This is a genomic window from Brachybacterium sp. B718/18, from assembly GCF_055454375.1.
In genome coordinates this window covers 705,971-721,362 of the sequence record NZ_JBVDDO010000001.1, presented here as the reverse complement: position 1 = coordinate 721,362, position 15,392 = coordinate 705,971, and the positions used below count along the sequence as shown (strand labels likewise).

14 protein-coding genes are annotated in these 15,392 nt (G+C 72.1%); 13 read left to right on the top strand and 1 reads right to left on the bottom strand.

The features are described from left to right. Positions 1–37: 37 nt before the first annotated feature. Together sufC and ACZCAH_RS03465 are read left to right on the top strand one after the other, a co-directional pair. Entirely contained in the window at positions 38–799 is a 762-nt protein-coding gene (gene sufC, locus ACZCAH_RS03470) for a Fe-S cluster assembly ATPase SufC (RefSeq protein WP_464339727.1), read from the top strand. A gap of 91 nt (positions 800–890) precedes the next feature. Beyond that, positions 891–1,223: a metal-sulfur cluster assembly factor gene (locus ACZCAH_RS03465; RefSeq protein WP_329746824.1), complete on the top strand. Its 333-nt coding sequence runs from the start codon at positions 891–893 to the stop codon at positions 1,221–1,223. A gap of 185 nt (positions 1,224–1,408) precedes the next feature. Here ACZCAH_RS03465 and ald read toward each other — a convergent pair whose 3' ends face one another. Beyond that, the gene (gene ald, locus ACZCAH_RS03460) at positions 1,409–2,524 is read right to left on the bottom strand and encodes an alanine dehydrogenase (RefSeq protein WP_464339726.1); all 1,116 of its coding nucleotides are present in this window, start codon (positions 2,522–2,524) and stop codon (positions 1,409–1,411) included. Between the two features lie 198 nt (positions 2,525–2,722). Between ald and ACZCAH_RS03455 the strand changes: the two genes are divergently transcribed. The 11 genes from ACZCAH_RS03455 to pyrF all read left to right on the top strand — a co-directional run bounded on the left by ACZCAH_RS03455 (position 2,723) and on the right by pyrF (position 15,234). Next, a complete protein-coding gene (locus ACZCAH_RS03455; RefSeq protein WP_464339725.1) occupies positions 2,723–4,327 on the top strand; it encodes an ABC-F family ATP-binding cassette domain-containing protein in 1,605 nt (534 codons plus the stop codon). 90 nt (positions 4,328–4,417) lie between these two features. Next, positions 4,418–5,038 (top strand): MarR family transcriptional regulator, encoded by a 621-nt coding sequence (locus tag ACZCAH_RS03450; RefSeq protein WP_464339724.1) that lies wholly within the window; start codon positions 4,418–4,420, stop codon positions 5,036–5,038. A gap of 75 nt (positions 5,039–5,113) precedes the next feature. Continuing rightward, a complete protein-coding gene (gene efp, locus ACZCAH_RS03445; protein WP_329746820.1) occupies positions 5,114–5,674 on the top strand; it encodes an elongation factor P in 561 nt (186 codons plus the stop codon). Next, positions 5,671–6,204 (top strand): transcription antitermination protein NusB, encoded by a 534-nt coding sequence (locus tag ACZCAH_RS03440; protein WP_464339723.1) that lies wholly within the window; start codon positions 5,671–5,673, stop codon positions 6,202–6,204. The genes efp and ACZCAH_RS03440 overlap by 4 nt, the downstream gene beginning before the upstream one ends. A 189-nt stretch (positions 6,205–6,393) precedes the next feature. Next, on the top strand, positions 6,394–7,002 hold the full coding sequence (gene pyrR / locus ACZCAH_RS03435; protein WP_464339722.1) for a bifunctional pyr operon transcriptional regulator/uracil phosphoribosyltransferase PyrR: 609 nt from the start codon (positions 6,394–6,396) through the stop codon (positions 7,000–7,002). Then, on the top strand, positions 6,999–7,955 hold the full coding sequence (locus tag ACZCAH_RS03430; RefSeq protein ID WP_464339721.1) for an aspartate carbamoyltransferase catalytic subunit: 957 nt from the start codon (positions 6,999–7,001) through the stop codon (positions 7,953–7,955). The genes pyrR and ACZCAH_RS03430 overlap by 4 nt, the downstream gene beginning before the upstream one ends. Beyond that, complete coding sequence (locus ACZCAH_RS03425) at positions 7,952–9,277, top strand: dihydroorotase (protein ID WP_464339720.1); 1,326 nt, start codon at positions 7,952–7,954, stop codon at positions 9,275–9,277. Before ACZCAH_RS03430 ends, ACZCAH_RS03425 begins: the two co-directional genes overlap by 4 nt. Then, the gene (locus ACZCAH_RS03420; RefSeq protein WP_464339719.1) at positions 9,277–9,768 is read left to right on the top strand and encodes a PH-like domain-containing protein; all 492 of its coding nucleotides are present in this window, start codon (positions 9,277–9,279) and stop codon (positions 9,766–9,768) included. The genes ACZCAH_RS03425 and ACZCAH_RS03420 overlap by 1 nt, the downstream gene beginning before the upstream one ends. Beyond that, positions 9,765–11,024 (top strand): glutamine-hydrolyzing carbamoyl-phosphate synthase small subunit, encoded by a 1,260-nt coding sequence (gene carA, locus ACZCAH_RS03415; RefSeq protein WP_464339718.1) that lies wholly within the window; start codon positions 9,765–9,767, stop codon positions 11,022–11,024. Before ACZCAH_RS03420 ends, carA begins: the two co-directional genes overlap by 4 nt. Then, positions 11,024–14,374 carry a carbamoyl-phosphate synthase large subunit gene (gene carB, locus ACZCAH_RS03410; RefSeq protein ID WP_464339717.1) on the top strand — a complete coding sequence of 1,117 codons (3,351 nt, stop codon included), beginning with the start codon at positions 11,024–11,026 and terminating at the stop codon, positions 14,372–14,374. The genes carA and carB overlap by 1 nt, the downstream gene beginning before the upstream one ends. Continuing rightward, positions 14,371–15,234 (top strand): orotidine-5'-phosphate decarboxylase, encoded by an 864-nt coding sequence (pyrF, locus tag ACZCAH_RS03405; protein ID WP_464339716.1) that lies wholly within the window; start codon positions 14,371–14,373, stop codon positions 15,232–15,234. The genes carB and pyrF overlap by 4 nt, the downstream gene beginning before the upstream one ends. Positions 15,235–15,392: the final 158 nt, after the last annotated feature.

Below are 15,392 nucleotides of genomic sequence, written 5' to 3'. Positions count from 1 at the left end.
ACGTAGTCACCAGCTTCCTGGTCAAGGAGAACCCCACATGTCGATCCTGGAGATCAAGAACCTCCACGCCACCGTCGAGACCCCTGAGGGCACCAAGGAGATCCTCAAGGGCGTCGACCTGACCATCAAGGGCGGCGAGACCCACGCGATCATGGGCCCCAACGGCTCGGGCAAGTCCACCCTCGCCTACGCCATCGCCGGCCACCCCAAGTACGAGATCACCTCCGGCGAGGTCCTCCTCGACGGCGAGGACCTGCTCGAGATGAGCGTCGACGAGCGCGCCCGTGCGGGTCTCTTCCTCGCCATGCAGTACCCCGTCGAGGTCCCCGGCGTGACCGTCTCGAACTTCCTGCGCACCGCCAAGACCGCGGTCGACGGCGAGGCCCCTGCCCTGCGCACCTGGATCAAGGACGTCAAGGGCGCCATGGACGACCTCAAGATGGACCCGGTCTTCGCCGAGCGAAACGTCAACGAGGGCTTCTCCGGCGGCGAGAAGAAGCGCCACGAGATCCTGCAGATGCAGCTGCTCAAGCCCTCCATCGCGATCCTCGACGAGACCGACTCCGGCCTCGACGTGGACGCGCTGCGCATCGTCTCCGAGGGCGTCAACCGCGCGAAGGAGAACACCGAGGTGGGCATCATGCTGATCACCCACTACACCCGCATCCTCAACTACGTGAAGCCGGACTTCGTCCACGTCTTCGTGAACGGCAAGATCGCCGAGCAGGGCGGCCCCGAGCTCGCCGAGCGTCTCGAGGCCGAGGGCTACGACCGCTTCCTCGTCGGCGCCGACAGCTGACCCCCGTCCGTCGGTCCGGACCGCCGCGTCCGGACCGACGGAGCCCATCCCACGCCGCGGGCCGAGCGCTCGCACCCCACCGGGAGGACCCATGACCGACCAGCAGACCCCGGCCTCGACGGTCACCGTCGAGGACGTCACCGAGGCCATGAAGGACGTGATCGACCCCGAGCTCGGGATCAACGTCGTCGACCTCGGACTCGTCTACGGCATCACCGTCGAGAACGGCAGCGCCGTCATCGATATGACCCTGACCTCCGCCGCCTGCCCGCTGACCGATCTGCTCGAGGAGCAGACCTTCGCGGCACTGGATCCCATCACGGAGTCCCACCGCATCAACTGGGTGTGGATGCCGCCGTGGGGCATGGAGAAGATCACCGAGGACGGCCGCGAGCAGCTGCGCGCCATCGGCTTCAACCTCTGAGCCGCCCTCCCCGCCCCCGCGCGCGGTGACCGGCGGGTCATGCCACAGACTTGGGGGAATTCGCGAAGAATTCCCCCAAGTCTGTGGCATTTCTGCGGCGGGGCGGGGCCGCGGAGCCCCTTGGGCGGGGGCGGGGCCGCGGAGCCCCTTGGGCGGGGGCGGGGCAGCGGAGCCTCCGCTTTGGGTCAGCCGATGACCGCGGTCGCCTCCGTGAGCTCCAGCTCGTGCGCCTCGGCGGTGCCCGCATGGGTGAGCGCACCCTCGTGGGTGTGCAGGCCCAGGGCGAGAGCGCCGTCGGCCCGCAGCGCGTCCCGCCAGCCCGAGGCGGCCAGACGAAGGATGTAGGGCAGCGTCGCGTTGTTGAGCGCCGCGGTCGCGGTGACCGGGACCGAGCCGGGCATGTTCGCGACGCAGTAGTACACCGCGTCGTGCACGCGGAAGGTCGGATCGGAATGCGTGGTCGGCCGGGAGTTCTCGAAGCAGCCGCCCTGGTCGATCGCGACGTCCACGAGGACGGAGCCCGGCTTCATCCGGGACACCATCTCGTCGGTCACGAGCTTCGGGGCGCGCTTGCCCGGGATCAGCACCGAGCCGACCACCACGTCGGCCCGCTCGACCTGCTCGGCGAGGTCGAGGGTCGTCGAGTAGCGGGTGAGGATCCCGCCGTGGTGCATCGTCGCGATCTGGCCCAGCCGCGCGACGTTCAGATCCATCACGGTGACGTTCGCGTGCAGTCCGTGCGCCATCATCGCGGCCTGCTCGCCGACCACACCGCCGCCCACGACCAGCACGTTCGCCTCGGAGGTGCCGGGGACGCCGCCCATCAGCACGCCCGAGCCGCCGAGCGGAGCCATCAGGTGGTACGCGCCGACCTGTGCCGCGAGACGGCCCGCGATCGCGCTCATCGGGGCCAGCAGCGGCAGGGAGCGATCCGGCAGCTGCACCGTCTCGTAGGCGATCGCGGTGGTGCCGGAGGTGAGCAGGGCCTCGGTGAGCCCGCGATCCGCCGCCAGATGCAGGTAGGTGAAGAGGATCTGGCCCCTCCGCAGGCGCCCGTACTCCTCGGGGAGCGGCTCCTTCACCTTGACGATCATCTCGGCCTGCTCCCAGACCTCGTCGGCCGTCGGCAGGATCCTCGCGCCCGCCGCGACATAGTCCTCGTCGCTCACGCGCGAGCCGAGACCGGCTCCGGTCTCGACGAGGACCTCGTGCCCGCGCACCGCGAGCTCGTGGACGCCGGCGGCCCCCAGACCCACCCGGTTCTCGTTGTTCTTGACCTCGCGGGGCACCCCGATGCGCATGTCCAGCCTCTCTGCTGAGCCTCCGTGGCCGTGGTCACGGCCACGGACCCAGGATGACATCCCGGAGCGCGCCGGGTCGCGGGATCCGCTGTGGTCCGTGGCACCGTCGGCAGGAATCCGCGGGACCCCGCGACGCCCCGGCCCTAGACTCGATCCGGCCCTCCTCCGGGCCGCCCCCGCTCGCTAGGAGTACCCGCCGTGATCACCGTGCACGACCTCGCCGTCCGCGTCGGCGCCCGACTGCTCATGAGCGGGGTGTCCTTCCAGATCACCGACGGTGACCGCGTCGGGCTGGTGGGCCGCAATGGCGCCGGGAAGACCACGCTCACGAAGGTGCTCTCGGGGACCCTGCAGCCCACCGAGGGGAGCGTCGAGGTGAGCGGGGAGCTGGGCTACCTCCCGCAGGACACCCACTCCGGCGACGACACCGAGCCGGTGCTGCACCGCATCCTCTCCGCGCGGGGTCTCGACGACGTGCTGCGCCGGTTGCGCCGTGCCGAGGAGGAGATGGGGGACATGTCCCTCTCCGAGGCCAAGCGCGAGAAGGCGATGAACCGCTATCCCCGCCTCGAGGCGGAGCTCGACGCCGCGGGCGGCTACGCGGCCGAGGCGGAGGCGAAGCGCATGGCGGCGAACCTCGGCATCCCCAACCGTCTCCTCGAGCAGCCGCTGGGCACCCTCTCCGGCGGCCAGCGCCGTCGCGTCGAGCTCGCCCGCATCCTGTTCTCGCAGGCGACGACGATGATCCTCGACGAGCCGACCAACCACCTCGACGCCGACTCGATCGTGTGGCTGCGCGAGTACCTGATGACCTACCGCGGCGGGCTGATCATCATCAGCCACGACGTGATGCTCGTCGAGCAGGTGGTCAACAAGGTCTTCTACCTCGATGCGAACCGCCAGGTCATCGACATCTACAACATGGGTTGGAAGCAGTACCTGCGCCAGCGCGAGGACGACGAGAAGCGGCGCCGGCGCGAGCGCAGCAACGCCGAGAAGAAGGCCAGCGCCCTCACCGCCCAGGCCGAGAAGATGCGGGCGAAGGCCACCAAGGCCGTCGCCGCCCAGAACATGCTCAAGCGCGCCGAGCGGATGCTCGACGGGGTCGAGGAGGAGCGCCGCAGCGACAAAGTCGCCTCGCTCCGCTTCCCCAAGCCCGCCGCGTGCGGCAAGACCCCGCTCATGGCGAAGGGACTCTCGAAGTCCTACGGCAGCCTCGAGATCTTCACGGACGTCGACCTCGCGATCGACCGCGGCTCTCGGGTCGTGATCCTCGGTCTGAACGGCGCGGGCAAGACCACCCTGCTGCGGATCCTCGCCGGCGCCGACGAGTCCGACACGGGGGAGATCCTCCCCGGGCACGGGCTGCGCGTCGGCTACTACGCGCAGGAGCACGACACCCTCGACCTCGAGCGCACCGTGCTCGAGAACATGATGACCGCGGCCTATGAGCTGCCCGAGGTCGAGGCGCGCAAGATCCTGGGCTCCTTCCTCTTCACCGGCGAGGACGTGCACAAGCCGGCCGGCGTGCTCTCCGGCGGCGAGAAGACGCGCCTGGCGCTCGCGACCCTCGTCGTCTCCAGCGCGAACGTGCTGCTGCTGGACGAGCCGACGAACAACCTCGACCCCGCCAGCCGCGCCGAGATCCTCGGGGCGCTGTCCGCCTTCGAAGGGGCCGTCATCCTGGTCTCCCACGATCCGGGCGCCGTCGAGGCGCTCTCCCCGGAGCGGGTGCTGCTCATGCCCGACGCGGTCGAGGACCTCTGGAACGCCTCGTACATGGAGCTCATCGAGCTCGCCTGATCGGCCCGGCGCGTCCTGGAGAGCTCAGCGGGTTTCCGCTGTATCGTCCGGCACAGCGGCAGAGCGCCGTCCGTGCCGGAGGAGGCCGCCATGCACCTGCTGTCCCTGACCGCGACCCGGGCGCTCCGTCGCCGCGGCGGCGAGGACCCGGTCCCCGCGCTGCTCGCGGCCCTCGCCCCGCTGCCGCTCGCCCTGCCGGCCGAGCGCACCGCCGGATGGCACGTCCTCGCCCTGGCCCCGCGCTCCGAGATCGCCCTCGAGGTCCTGCTGCGGACCTTCGAGACGGGCGGCTTCGCCGTCGGCCTCGGGATCGGGACGGTGCCCGCGCCGCTGCCCGCCTCCGTGCGGGAGCTCACCGGGGGAGCGGCCTCCGCCGCGGCCGAGGCCCTCCGGGCCGCGGAGGTCACCTCCACCGTGCCCGTCGCCGTCCGCGCCGCCGATCCGCGCCAGGCCGGCACCGCCGAGGACGCCGAGGCCGTGCTGCGCCTGATCGGCTGGATGGTCCGCACCCGCAACCGCGGTCAGTGGCGGGCGGTGCGAGCCCTGCGCGAGGATCCGACGGCCACGCAGGCTCAGCTCGCCGAGCGCCTCGGCGTCACGCAGCAGACCGTCTCCCGCGCCGTGCAGACCGGAGGGTGGCGGGAGGAGTCCGCCGCGCACCCGCTCGCCGAGCGACTGCTCAGCATGATCGACCTCACCTCCGAGCGCTGATCCACCGGGAGCCCCGGGGGAGCGGGGCGGCGTGACGGTATCCTTGGGACGCCCCGACGACTTCCGAGGAGACCCATGGCGACGACGAACGACCTCAAGAACGGAATGGTCCTCAAGCAGGACAACGGCCTGTGGAGCGTGGTCGAGTTCCAGCACGTCAAGCCCGGCAAGGGCCCGGCCTTCGTGCGCACCAAGCTGAAGAACGTCCTGTCCGGCAAGACCGTCGACAAGACCTTCAACGCCGGCGTCAAGGTGGAGACCGCCACCGTCGACCGCCGCGACATGCAGTACTCGTACCTCGACGGCGAGATGTACGTCTTCATGGACCCCAGCAACTGGGAGCAGACCAACGTCTCCGGCGAGACCGTGGCCGACGCCAAGGACTTCATGCTCGAGGGCCAGGACGTCATCATCGCCTTCCACGAGGGCGAGGCGCTCTTCGTTGAGCTCCCGGCCTCGGTCGTGCTGACCATCGAGTTCACCGAGCCGGGCCTGCAGGGCGACCGCAGCAGCGGCGGTACCAAGCCCGCGCGCCTGGAGACCGGCCGCGAGATCCAGGTGCCCCTGTTCCTCAACCAGGGCGACAAGGTCAAGGTCGACACCCGCTCCGGCGACTACATCGAGCGCGTCAAGTGACCGATGCCCCCCGCCCCGAGGGGGCCCCGGCCCCCAAGGGACCCGGCCTCCCGCTCCCGGTGATGGAGGGGGAGATCGAGTTCGAGCGCACGATCCCCGCGCCCGCGGATCGTCTCGGCGCGCGCTCGCGCGACCGGATCCGCGCGCTGGACGTGCTCTTCGAGGCCGACGCCCAGCGCCGTGACGTCCTCGACGTGCTCCGGGACCGGCAGCGGATCACCGCCGCGCAGACCCCGCTGCCGGTGCGCTCGCGCGACCTCGTCGAGCTGTACGCGCCCTATGCGACCGACATCGACGAGGACCTCGAGACCCACTCGCGGGACTGGCCGCTGCACCGCATGCCCGCCGTGGACCGCGCGATCCTGCGCCTGGGCAGCGCCGAGGTGCTGTACGGCGAGGAGAGCGCCGGTCGCGGGGCGATCATCGGCGAGTACACCAAGATCGCCGAGGTGCTCTCGACCGACGACTCGCCGCGCTTCGTCAACGGGCTGCTCCAGCGCCTGCTCGACATCCGGGGCCTGACGTCCTGAGGACCTGCTGGCCCCTCCTCCCCGCCCCGTCCGAGGGGCGGGCGAGGTCGGGGCGCCGCCGCGGCGGACGCTAGACTCGGCCGCGCAGCACGGCTCGCACGGGTCCGCGCACCGGGTCACCCCGGGACGGCCCGGCAGAGCATCACCACCCTTTAACGACACGTCCCGTGAGGCGTGGAAGGGAGACGCATGACCATCCCGCACGACACCGACGCCCCTCCGGATCCGGAGGCCTTGCGCGTCCTGGGCGCTGAGGAGATCCGCCGCGCCCTCACCCGGATCGCGCACGAGATCCTCGAGAGCGGCCACGGCGCGGACGACCTCGTCCTCCTCGGCATCCCGCATCGCGGCGTGCCGCTCGCCCATCGGCTCGCCGAGCGCATCGCCCGCTCCGAGGGCGGGGAGCGTCCCCTCGAGGACCTGGTCGGCAGCCTCGACATCACCATGTACCGCGATGACCTGCGCACCCAGCGCACTCGGGTCCCTGGTCCCACGCGGATCCCGAAGGGCGGCATCGACAGGCGCACCGTCGTCCTGGTCGACGACGTGCTCTACTCGGGCCGCACCGTCCGCGCCGCCCTCGACGCCCTCGGGGCCATCGGCCGGCCCGCCGCCGTGCGCCTCGCCGTCCTCGTGGACCGCGGCCACCGGCAGCTCCCCATCCGCGCCGACCACGTCGGCAAGAACCTGCCCACCGCGCGCAGCGAGCGGGTCCACGTGCAGCTCGCCGAGACCGACGGGATCGACGCGGTCGACATCGTCCGTCCCGCGGCGACCCCGGGGGAGGCACGCGCATGAGGCACGTCATCTCCATCGCGGACCTCGACCGCACCGAAGCCCTCGACCTGCTCGCCACCGCCGAGCACATGGCCGAGACCCAGTCCCGGCAGATCCGCAAGCTGCCCACGCTCGTGGGCACCACCGTCGTGAACCTCTTTTTCGAGGACTCGACCCGCACCCGGATCAGCTTCGAGGCGGCCGCGAAGCGGCTCTCCGCGGACGTCATCAACTTCTCCGCCAAGGGCTCGAGCCTGTCCAAGGGGGAGTCGCTCAAGGACACCGCGCTGACCCTCCAGGCGATGGGCGCCGACGCCGTCGTGGTCCGTTCCGCCTCCTCGGGCGCGGCGCACCAGCTCGCCCACGCCGGCTGGATCGACCAGCCGATCGTCAATGCCGGGGACGGTGCCCACGAGCATCCCACCCAGGCGCTGCTCGACGCCTTCACCCTGCGCCGCCACCTCCGTCCCGGGGATCCCCGGGCGGACCTCGCGGGCCTCCACGTGGTGATCGTCGGCGACATCCTCCACTCGCGCGTGGCCCGCTCGAACGTGCTGCTGCTGACCCTGCTCGGCGCCCGGGTGACCCTCGTCGCCCCGCCCGCCCTGGTGCCCGTCGGCGCGGGCGCCTGGCCCTGCGAGATCACCTACGACCTCGACACGGCGCTGGCCACCGGGCCCGATGCCGTGATGATGCTCCGCGTCCAGCGAGAGCGGATGGTCGGCGGCGGCTTCTTCCCGACCGAGGGGGAGTACGCCCGCCGCTACGGGCTCACCACGGCCCGCGCCGCCGCGCTGCCCGAGCACTCCCTCGTGCTCCACCCCGGGCCGATGAACCGCGGCTTCGAGATCGCGGGGGACGTGGCCGACGGCCCCCGCAGCGTCATCGTCGAACAGGTCGCCTCGGGCGTGTTCGTGCGGATGGCGGTCCTGTACCACCTGCTCGCCACCGACACCCGGGAGGACGCCCGATGAACTCCGCCGTCTCCACCACCACTGCCGTGCCCGTCGTGCTGATCCGGGGCGGCCGCCCCTACGGTGAGGACGTCGCCGACCTCCTCCTCGAGAGCGGAGAGATCACCGCCGTCGGAGTGGACCTGGAAGCGCCCGCGGGCGCCGAGGTGGTCGACGCCGACGGGTGCATCGTGCTGCCCGGTCTGGTCGACCTCCACACCCACCTGCGCGAGCCCGGCGGTGAGGAGGCCGAGACCGTCGAGACCGGCACCCGCGCCGCGGCCCGCGGCGGATACACCGCCGTGCACGCGATGGCCAACACGACCCCCACCGCGGACACCGCCGGCGTGGTCGAGCAGGTCGCGAGCCAGGGCGAGACGGCCGGATGGTGCACCGTCCGGCCCGTCGGCGCCGTCACCGTCGGCCTGCAGGGCGAGCGCCTCGCCGAGCTGGACGCGATGGCCTCCTCCCGCGCCCGGGTGCGGGTCTTCAGCGACGACGGCAAGTGCGTGCACGACCCGGTGCTGATGCGCCGCGCCCTCGAGTACGTGAAGTCCTTCGACGGAGTCATCGCCCAGCACGCCCAGGACCCGCGGCTCACCGAGGGCGCCCAGATGCACGAAGGCGTCGTCTCCGCGGAGCTCGGCCTCGCGGGCTGGCCGGCGGTCGCCGAGGAGTCGATCATCGCCCGCGACGTGCTGCTCGCCCAGCACGTCGGTTCGCGCCTGCACGTGTGCCACCTGTCGACGGCGGGCAGCGTCGACATCATCCGTTGGGCCAAGCAGCGCGGCATCGAGGTGACCGCCGAGGTCACCCCGCACCACCTGCTGCTCACCGACGAGGAGGTGCGCGGCTTCGACGCGGTCTTCAAGGTGAACCCGCCGCTGCGCACCGCGGCGGACGTCGAGGCGGTGCGGGCGGGGCTCGCCGACGGCACGATCGACATCGTCGCGACCGACCATGCGCCGCACCCGCGGGACGCGAAGGACCGCGAGTGGGACCAGGCCGCGATGGGCATGACCGGGCTCGAGACCGCCCTCTCCCTCGTCCAGGCGACCATGGTCGACGAGGGGCGGCTGAGCTGGCGGGACGTCGCCCGGGTGATGAGCGAGAAGCCCGCCGAGATCGGTCGCGACGAGGACCAGGGCCGACCGCTCGAGCCCGGCTCCCCGGCGCATGTGCTCGTCTGGGACCCGCGCCCCTCGCAGCCCGTCGACCCCGCCGAGCACGCCTCCCGCAGCCGCAACTCCCCGGTCGCAGGGCGCGAGCTGCCGGGCCGCAACCGCCTCACCGTCCACGCCGGACGCATCACCGTCCGCGACGGCGCGCTGGCGGGCGCCTGATGGACCGCCTCGTCCCGGTCCTGCTCCTGGTCCTCGTCTTCGTCCTGCTCCTGGGGCTGATGGTGCTCGGCTGGCGCGGACGACGCCGCTCGCAGCAGCATCTCCCGGCACCCGACAGCCGCGATCTCGCCGCCCTCGGCGAGCAGCGGGCGGCGGGACCCTTCGACGCCGTCTACGTGGACACGGTCCTCGCCGAGCAGCCGCTCGAGCGGGTCGTCGCCCACGGGCTCGGACAGCGCGCCACCGCCTCGGTCGAGGTGGGGGAGCAGGGCACCTGGCACATCCGACGTCAGGGCCTCGCCCCGCTGACCGTGCCCTCCTCCGCCCTCGCCGAGATCACCACGAGCCCCGGCATGGCCGGCAAGTTCGTCGGCGGCGACGGGCTCCTCGTCCTCCGCTGGCGCCTCGGCGACCAGCTCCTCGACACCGGCCTGCGGCTCGACCGCCGCGCCGACCACGACCTCCTGCTCTCCCGGAAGGAGCACGCATGACCACCGCCACCGCCCCGAGGGACCCCGCGTCCCCGTCCCGCCGCGCCCGTCGCGAGCGCGCCCTGCTGATCCTCGAGGACGGCACCGTGCTGCGCGGCTCCGCCTACGGCGCCCGCGGCGCCCGCCTCGGAGAGGTCGTCTTCTCCACCGGCATGACGGGCTACCAGGAGACCCTCTCGGATCCCTCCTACGCGGGCCAGATCGTGGTCCAGACCGCCCCGCACATCGGCAACACCGGCGCGAACTCCGAGGACATGGAGTCCCGCACCGTGTGGGTGCGCGGCTACGCCGTGCGCGAGGCGAGCCGCCTGGCCTCCAACTTCCGCGCCGAGCAGACCCTCGACGAGCTGCTGGTCGGCGCCGACGTGGTCGGCATCAGCGACATCGACACCCGCATGCTCACCCGCATCCTGCGGGAAACCGGCTCCCTCCGCGGCGGCGTCTTCTCGGGAGATGTCCTCGAGGAGGGGGAGGAGGCGCTGCTCGCGCAGGTGCGCGCGCAGCCCGAGATGAGCGGATCGAGCTTCGTCGACGAGGTCACGATCGCCCAGCCGATCGTCCTCGAGCCCGAGGGCGAGGCGATCGGCACCGTCGCCGCCGTCGACCTCGGGATCAAGGGCGCCTCACCGCGCAGCATGCTGCAGCGCGGCCTCCGCGTGCACCTGCTGCCCGCGAGCACCTCCCTCGAGGACCTGCTCGCGATCCAGCCCGATGCGGTGTTCTTCTCCAACGGCCCCGGCGATCCCGCCGCGGCCGACGCCCAGGTCGAGCTGCTCCGCGGCGTCCTCGACGCGGACCTGCCCTTCTTCGGCATCTGCTTCGGCAACCAGCTGCTGGGCCGCGCCCTCGGTTTCGACACCTACAAGCTGAAGTTCGGCCACCGCGGCATCAACCAGCCCGTGCTCGACCGCGAGACCGGCACCGTCGAGATCACGGCCCACAACCACGGCTTCGCCGTGGACGTCCCCCTGGAGGGCGAGCACCTCGCCCCGCACGACGGCGGCCGCTACGGCCGCGTGGTCGTCTCCCACGTCGGGCTGAACGACGACGTCGTCGAGGGGCTGCGCTGCCTCGACCGCCCCGTCTTCTCGGTCCAGTACCACCCCGAGGCGGCCGGCGGCCCGCACGACGCCTCGTACCTCTTCGACCGCCTCGCCGACCTCGTCCGCGAACGGCGCGCCGGAGCGCCGACCTCCGCCCCCGCCGCTTCGTCCGCGTCGGTCGCGGATGGCCAGACCTCGCAGAAGGAGTCCTGATGCCCCGCCGCACAGACATCCAGTCCGTCCTCGTCATCGGCTCCGGTCCGATCGTCATCGGCCAGGCGGCGGAGTTCGACTACTCCGGCACCCAGGCCTGCCGCGTGCTGCGCGAGGAGGGCCTGCGCGTCATCCTCGTCAACTCGAACCCGGCCACGATCATGACCGACCCCGAGGTCGCCGACGCCACCTACGTCGAGCCGATCTCCCCGGACATCATCCGCTCGATCATCGCCGCGGAGCGTCCCGATGCGATCCTGCCGACGCTCGGCGGCCAGACCGCTCTCAACGCCGCGATCGCGCTGGCCGAGAACGGCACCCTCGAGGAGTTCGGCGTCGAGATGATCGGCGCGAGCCTCGACGCGATCCAGAAGGCCGAGGACCGCCAGAAGTTCAAGGAGGTCGTCGAGCGGGTGGGCGGCGAGTCCGCGCGCTCGCGGATCTGCCACACCATGGACGAGCTGCTCGAGGCCGCCGAGGAGCTCGGCTACCCGATGGTGGTGCGCCCCAGCTTCACCATGGGCGGGCTCGGCTCCGGCATGGCCTACGACGAGGCGGACCTGCGCCGGATCGGCGGCGACGGGCTGCACTACTCGCCGACCACCGAGGTGCTCCTGGAGGAGTCGATCCTCGGGTGGAAGGAGTTCGAGCTCGAGCTGATGCGCGACCGCAACGACAACTGCGTGGTGGTCTGCTCGATCGAGAACGTGGACCCCGTCGGCGTGCACACCGGCGACTCGGTGACGGTGGCCCCCGCCCTGACCCTCACCGACGTGGAGCTGCAGCATCTGCGCGACCTCGGGATCGGCATCATCCGCGAGGTCGGCGTCGACACCGGCGGCTGCAACGTCCAGTTCGCGACCCATCCCGAGACCGGCCGCGTCGTGGTCATCGAGATGAACCCGCGCGTGTCCCGCTCCTCGGCGCTCGCCTCGAAGGCGACCGGGTTCCCGATCGCGAAGATCGCCGCGCGTCTCGCGATCGGCTACACCCTCGACGAGATCCGCAACGACATCACCGGCACCACCCCCGCGAGCTTCGAGCCCGCGCTGGACTACGTGGTCGTCAAGGTGCCGCGCTTCGCCTTCGAGAAGTTCCCGGCCGCCGATCCGACCCTCACCACCACCATGAAGTCGGTGGGCGAGGCGATGGCCATGGGACGCAGCTTCACCGAGGCGCTCGGCAAGGCCCAGCGCTCCCTCGACGTGAAGACCGCGGTGCCCTCCTACGTCGGGGAGCCGCCCGCCCCCGCCGAGGTCGCCGAGCTGATCGACGCCTCCCGCACCCCGACCGACGGCCGCCTCGTGGCGATCGCCCGGGTGCTGTGGTCCGCGGCCGAGGGAATCCTCGATCCCGAGGAGACTCTGGACCGCCTCGTCGAGGCCACGGCGATCGACCGCTGGTTCCTCGACCAGATGCTGCAGGTCGCCGAGCTGGCCGCCGAGATCCGCTCCTCCTCCGTGCTCGACGCGGAGCTGCTGGCCCTCGCCAAGCGCCGCGGCCTGAGCGACGACCAGATCGGCCAGCTGCGCGGGCAGAGCGGGGACGTGATCAAGGGGGTCCGCGAGGCGCTGGGGATCAACCCGGTCTACAAGACCGTCGACACCTGCGCGGCCGAGTTCGCCTCCCGCACCCCGTACCACTACTCGACCTACGATCAGGAGACCGAGGTCGAGCCGCGCGAGCGTCCGGCCGTGCTGATCCTCGGGTCGGGCCCGAACCGCATCGGTCAGGGCATCGAGTTCGACTACTCGTGCGTGCACGCCGCGATCGCGCTCGGCGATCGCGACCTGCCCGGCGGTGGCTACGAGACCGTGATGGTCAACTGCAACCCGGAGACGGTCTCGACCGACTACGACATCGCCGATCGCCTCTACTTCGAGCCGCTCACCTTCGAGGACGTCGTCGAGGTGTACGAGGCGGAGAAGGCCGCCGGCCCCGTCGCGGGTGTCATCGTGCAGCTCGGCGGGCAGACCCCGCTGTCCCTCGCGCGCCGCCTCGAGGCCGCGGGGCTGCCGATCATCGGCACCAGCCCCGCCGCGATCGACCTCGCCGAGGACCGCGGTCACTTCGGTGCCGTCCTCGCCGAGGCCGAGCTGCCCGCCCCTCCCTACGGCACCGCCTGGGGCCTCGCCGACGCGATCGAGGTCGCCGAGGAGGTGGGCTATCCCGTGCTGGTCCGCCCCAGCTACGTGCTCGGCGGCCGCGGCATGGAGATCGTCTACGACCAGGACGGTCTCGTCGATTACGTGAGCCGGAACCTCCCCGAGGGAGGCCGGGCGGAGGCCCCGATCCTGCTGGACAGCTTCCTGGACACCGCGATCGAGATCGACGTCGACGCCCTCTACGACGGCGAGGAGCTGTACCTCGCCGGGATCATGGAGCACATCGAGGAGGCCGGCGTGCACTCGGGCGACTCGGCCTGCACCCTGCCCCCGGTGTCCCTCGGCGACGAGGTGCTCGAGCGCATCCGCACCTCGACCCTCGCGATCGCCGCCGGCGTCGGCGTGCGGGGCCTGCTCAACGTGCAGTACGCCCTCTCCCAGGGCATCCTCTACGTCCTCGAGGCCAACCCGCGCGCCTCCCGCACCGTCCCCTTCGTCGCGAAGGCCACCGGCGTCCGCCTCGCCCAGGCCGCGGCCCGGGTGATGGCGGGGGAGACGATCTCCGAGCTGCGCGGCGCGGGCGTGCTGCCCGCGGGTGACGGCGCCGACCTGCCCGACGACGCCCCGATCGCGGTGAAGGAGGCGGTGATGCCCTTCAAGCGCTTCCGCACTCGCGAGGGGCGCGCCGTCGACTCGGTGCTCGGCCCCGAGATGCGCTCCACGGGCGAGGTGATGGGTCTGGACGCGACCTTCCCTCTCGCGTTCGCGAAGTCGCAGCTGGCGATCTCCGGCAACGGCCTGCCGACCTCCGGCGCCGTCTTCGTCTCGGTCGCCGACCGCGACAAGCGCGCCCTCTCCCTGCCGGCCGCCCGCCTCGCCGCCCTCGGCTTCGAGATCCTCACCACCGCCGGCACCGGCCGGGTGCTGCGTCGCAGCGGCATCCCCTGCCGGGTGCTGCGCAAGGCCTCGGAGCGCGGCGAGGACGCGAGCGTGATCGAACTGATCGAGTCCGGGGAGGTGGCCCTGGTGCTGAACACGCCCTCCGGCTCCAACGCGCGAGTCGACGGCTACGCCATCCGCGCGGCCGCGACCAGCATGGACGTCCCGCTGGTGACGACCCTCCAGGAGTTCCAGGCCGCCGTCCAGGCGATCGAGGCCCGCCCGGAGGAGCCGTTCAGCGTCGGCAGCCTGCAGGAGCACACCCGTCGGCTCGTCGAGGCGCGCGCCGCGGCGGTAAGCGCATGAGCGAGCGCACCGCCGGGATCCCGGCGGGGGAGTCCTTCGGTGCCCGCCTGCAGCGGGCCGTGGCCGAGCACGGGCCGCTCCTGGCCGGCGTCGACCCGCACGCCGCGCTGCTCGCGGCCTGGGGCCTGCCCGATTCGGCCGACGGTGTGCGGGAGTTCTCCCGCGCGGTGCTCGCCGCGACCGCGGGACGGGTCGCGGCGATCAAGCCCCAGTCGGCCTTCTACGAGCGTCACGGCTCGGCCGGGATCGCGGCCCTCGAAGAGCTCCTCGCCGGGGCTCGCGAGCAGGGTCTGCTGACCATCCTCGACGTCAAGCGCGGCGACATCGGCTCGACCATGGATGCCTACGCCGAGGCGTTCCTCCGGCCCGGCGCGCCGCTCGAGGCCGATGCGATCACCGCGAGCCCGTATCTCGGGGCGGAGTCCCTCGACCCCGCCGTGGACCTTGCCCTCGAGCACGACAAGGGCGTCTTCGTCCTCTCGCTGACCTCCAATCCGAGCGGCCCGCAGGTCCAGCACGCGGTGGACCAGCAGGGCACGCCGGTGGCGCTGACCATGGCGCGACACGCCGAGGCGCGCGGAGGCGGCGACGACTCGACCTGGGGCTCCGTCGGCCTCGTCGTCGGGGCGACGGTGGGCGACGCCTATCGTCGGCTCGGGATCGACGCGGCCGCGCCGCACGTCCCGTTGCTCGCCCCCGGCTTCGGAGCACAGGGGGCCGGACCCGCGGAGCTCGCCGAAGTCTTCGGTGAATCCGCAGGTCAGGTGCTGGTCTCGGTGTCCCGCGGGCTGCTCTCCGCGGGCCCCGACCCAGCCTCGCTCGAGCAGCGCCTGACCGTGCTGCGCGCCGACTACTCCTGAGCCCGGCGGCGCACCCGCCTCCCGCCGCCCCTCCCCGGACCGGGGCAGGAGCGGGCGGAGGCGGGGCCGCAAGCCTCTGATCTGCGACACCTTCGCCGATGAGTGTGCCTCGCCACGTCCGAGGGGTTACAGTCTTCCCACGTGCGGGCTCCTCTCGG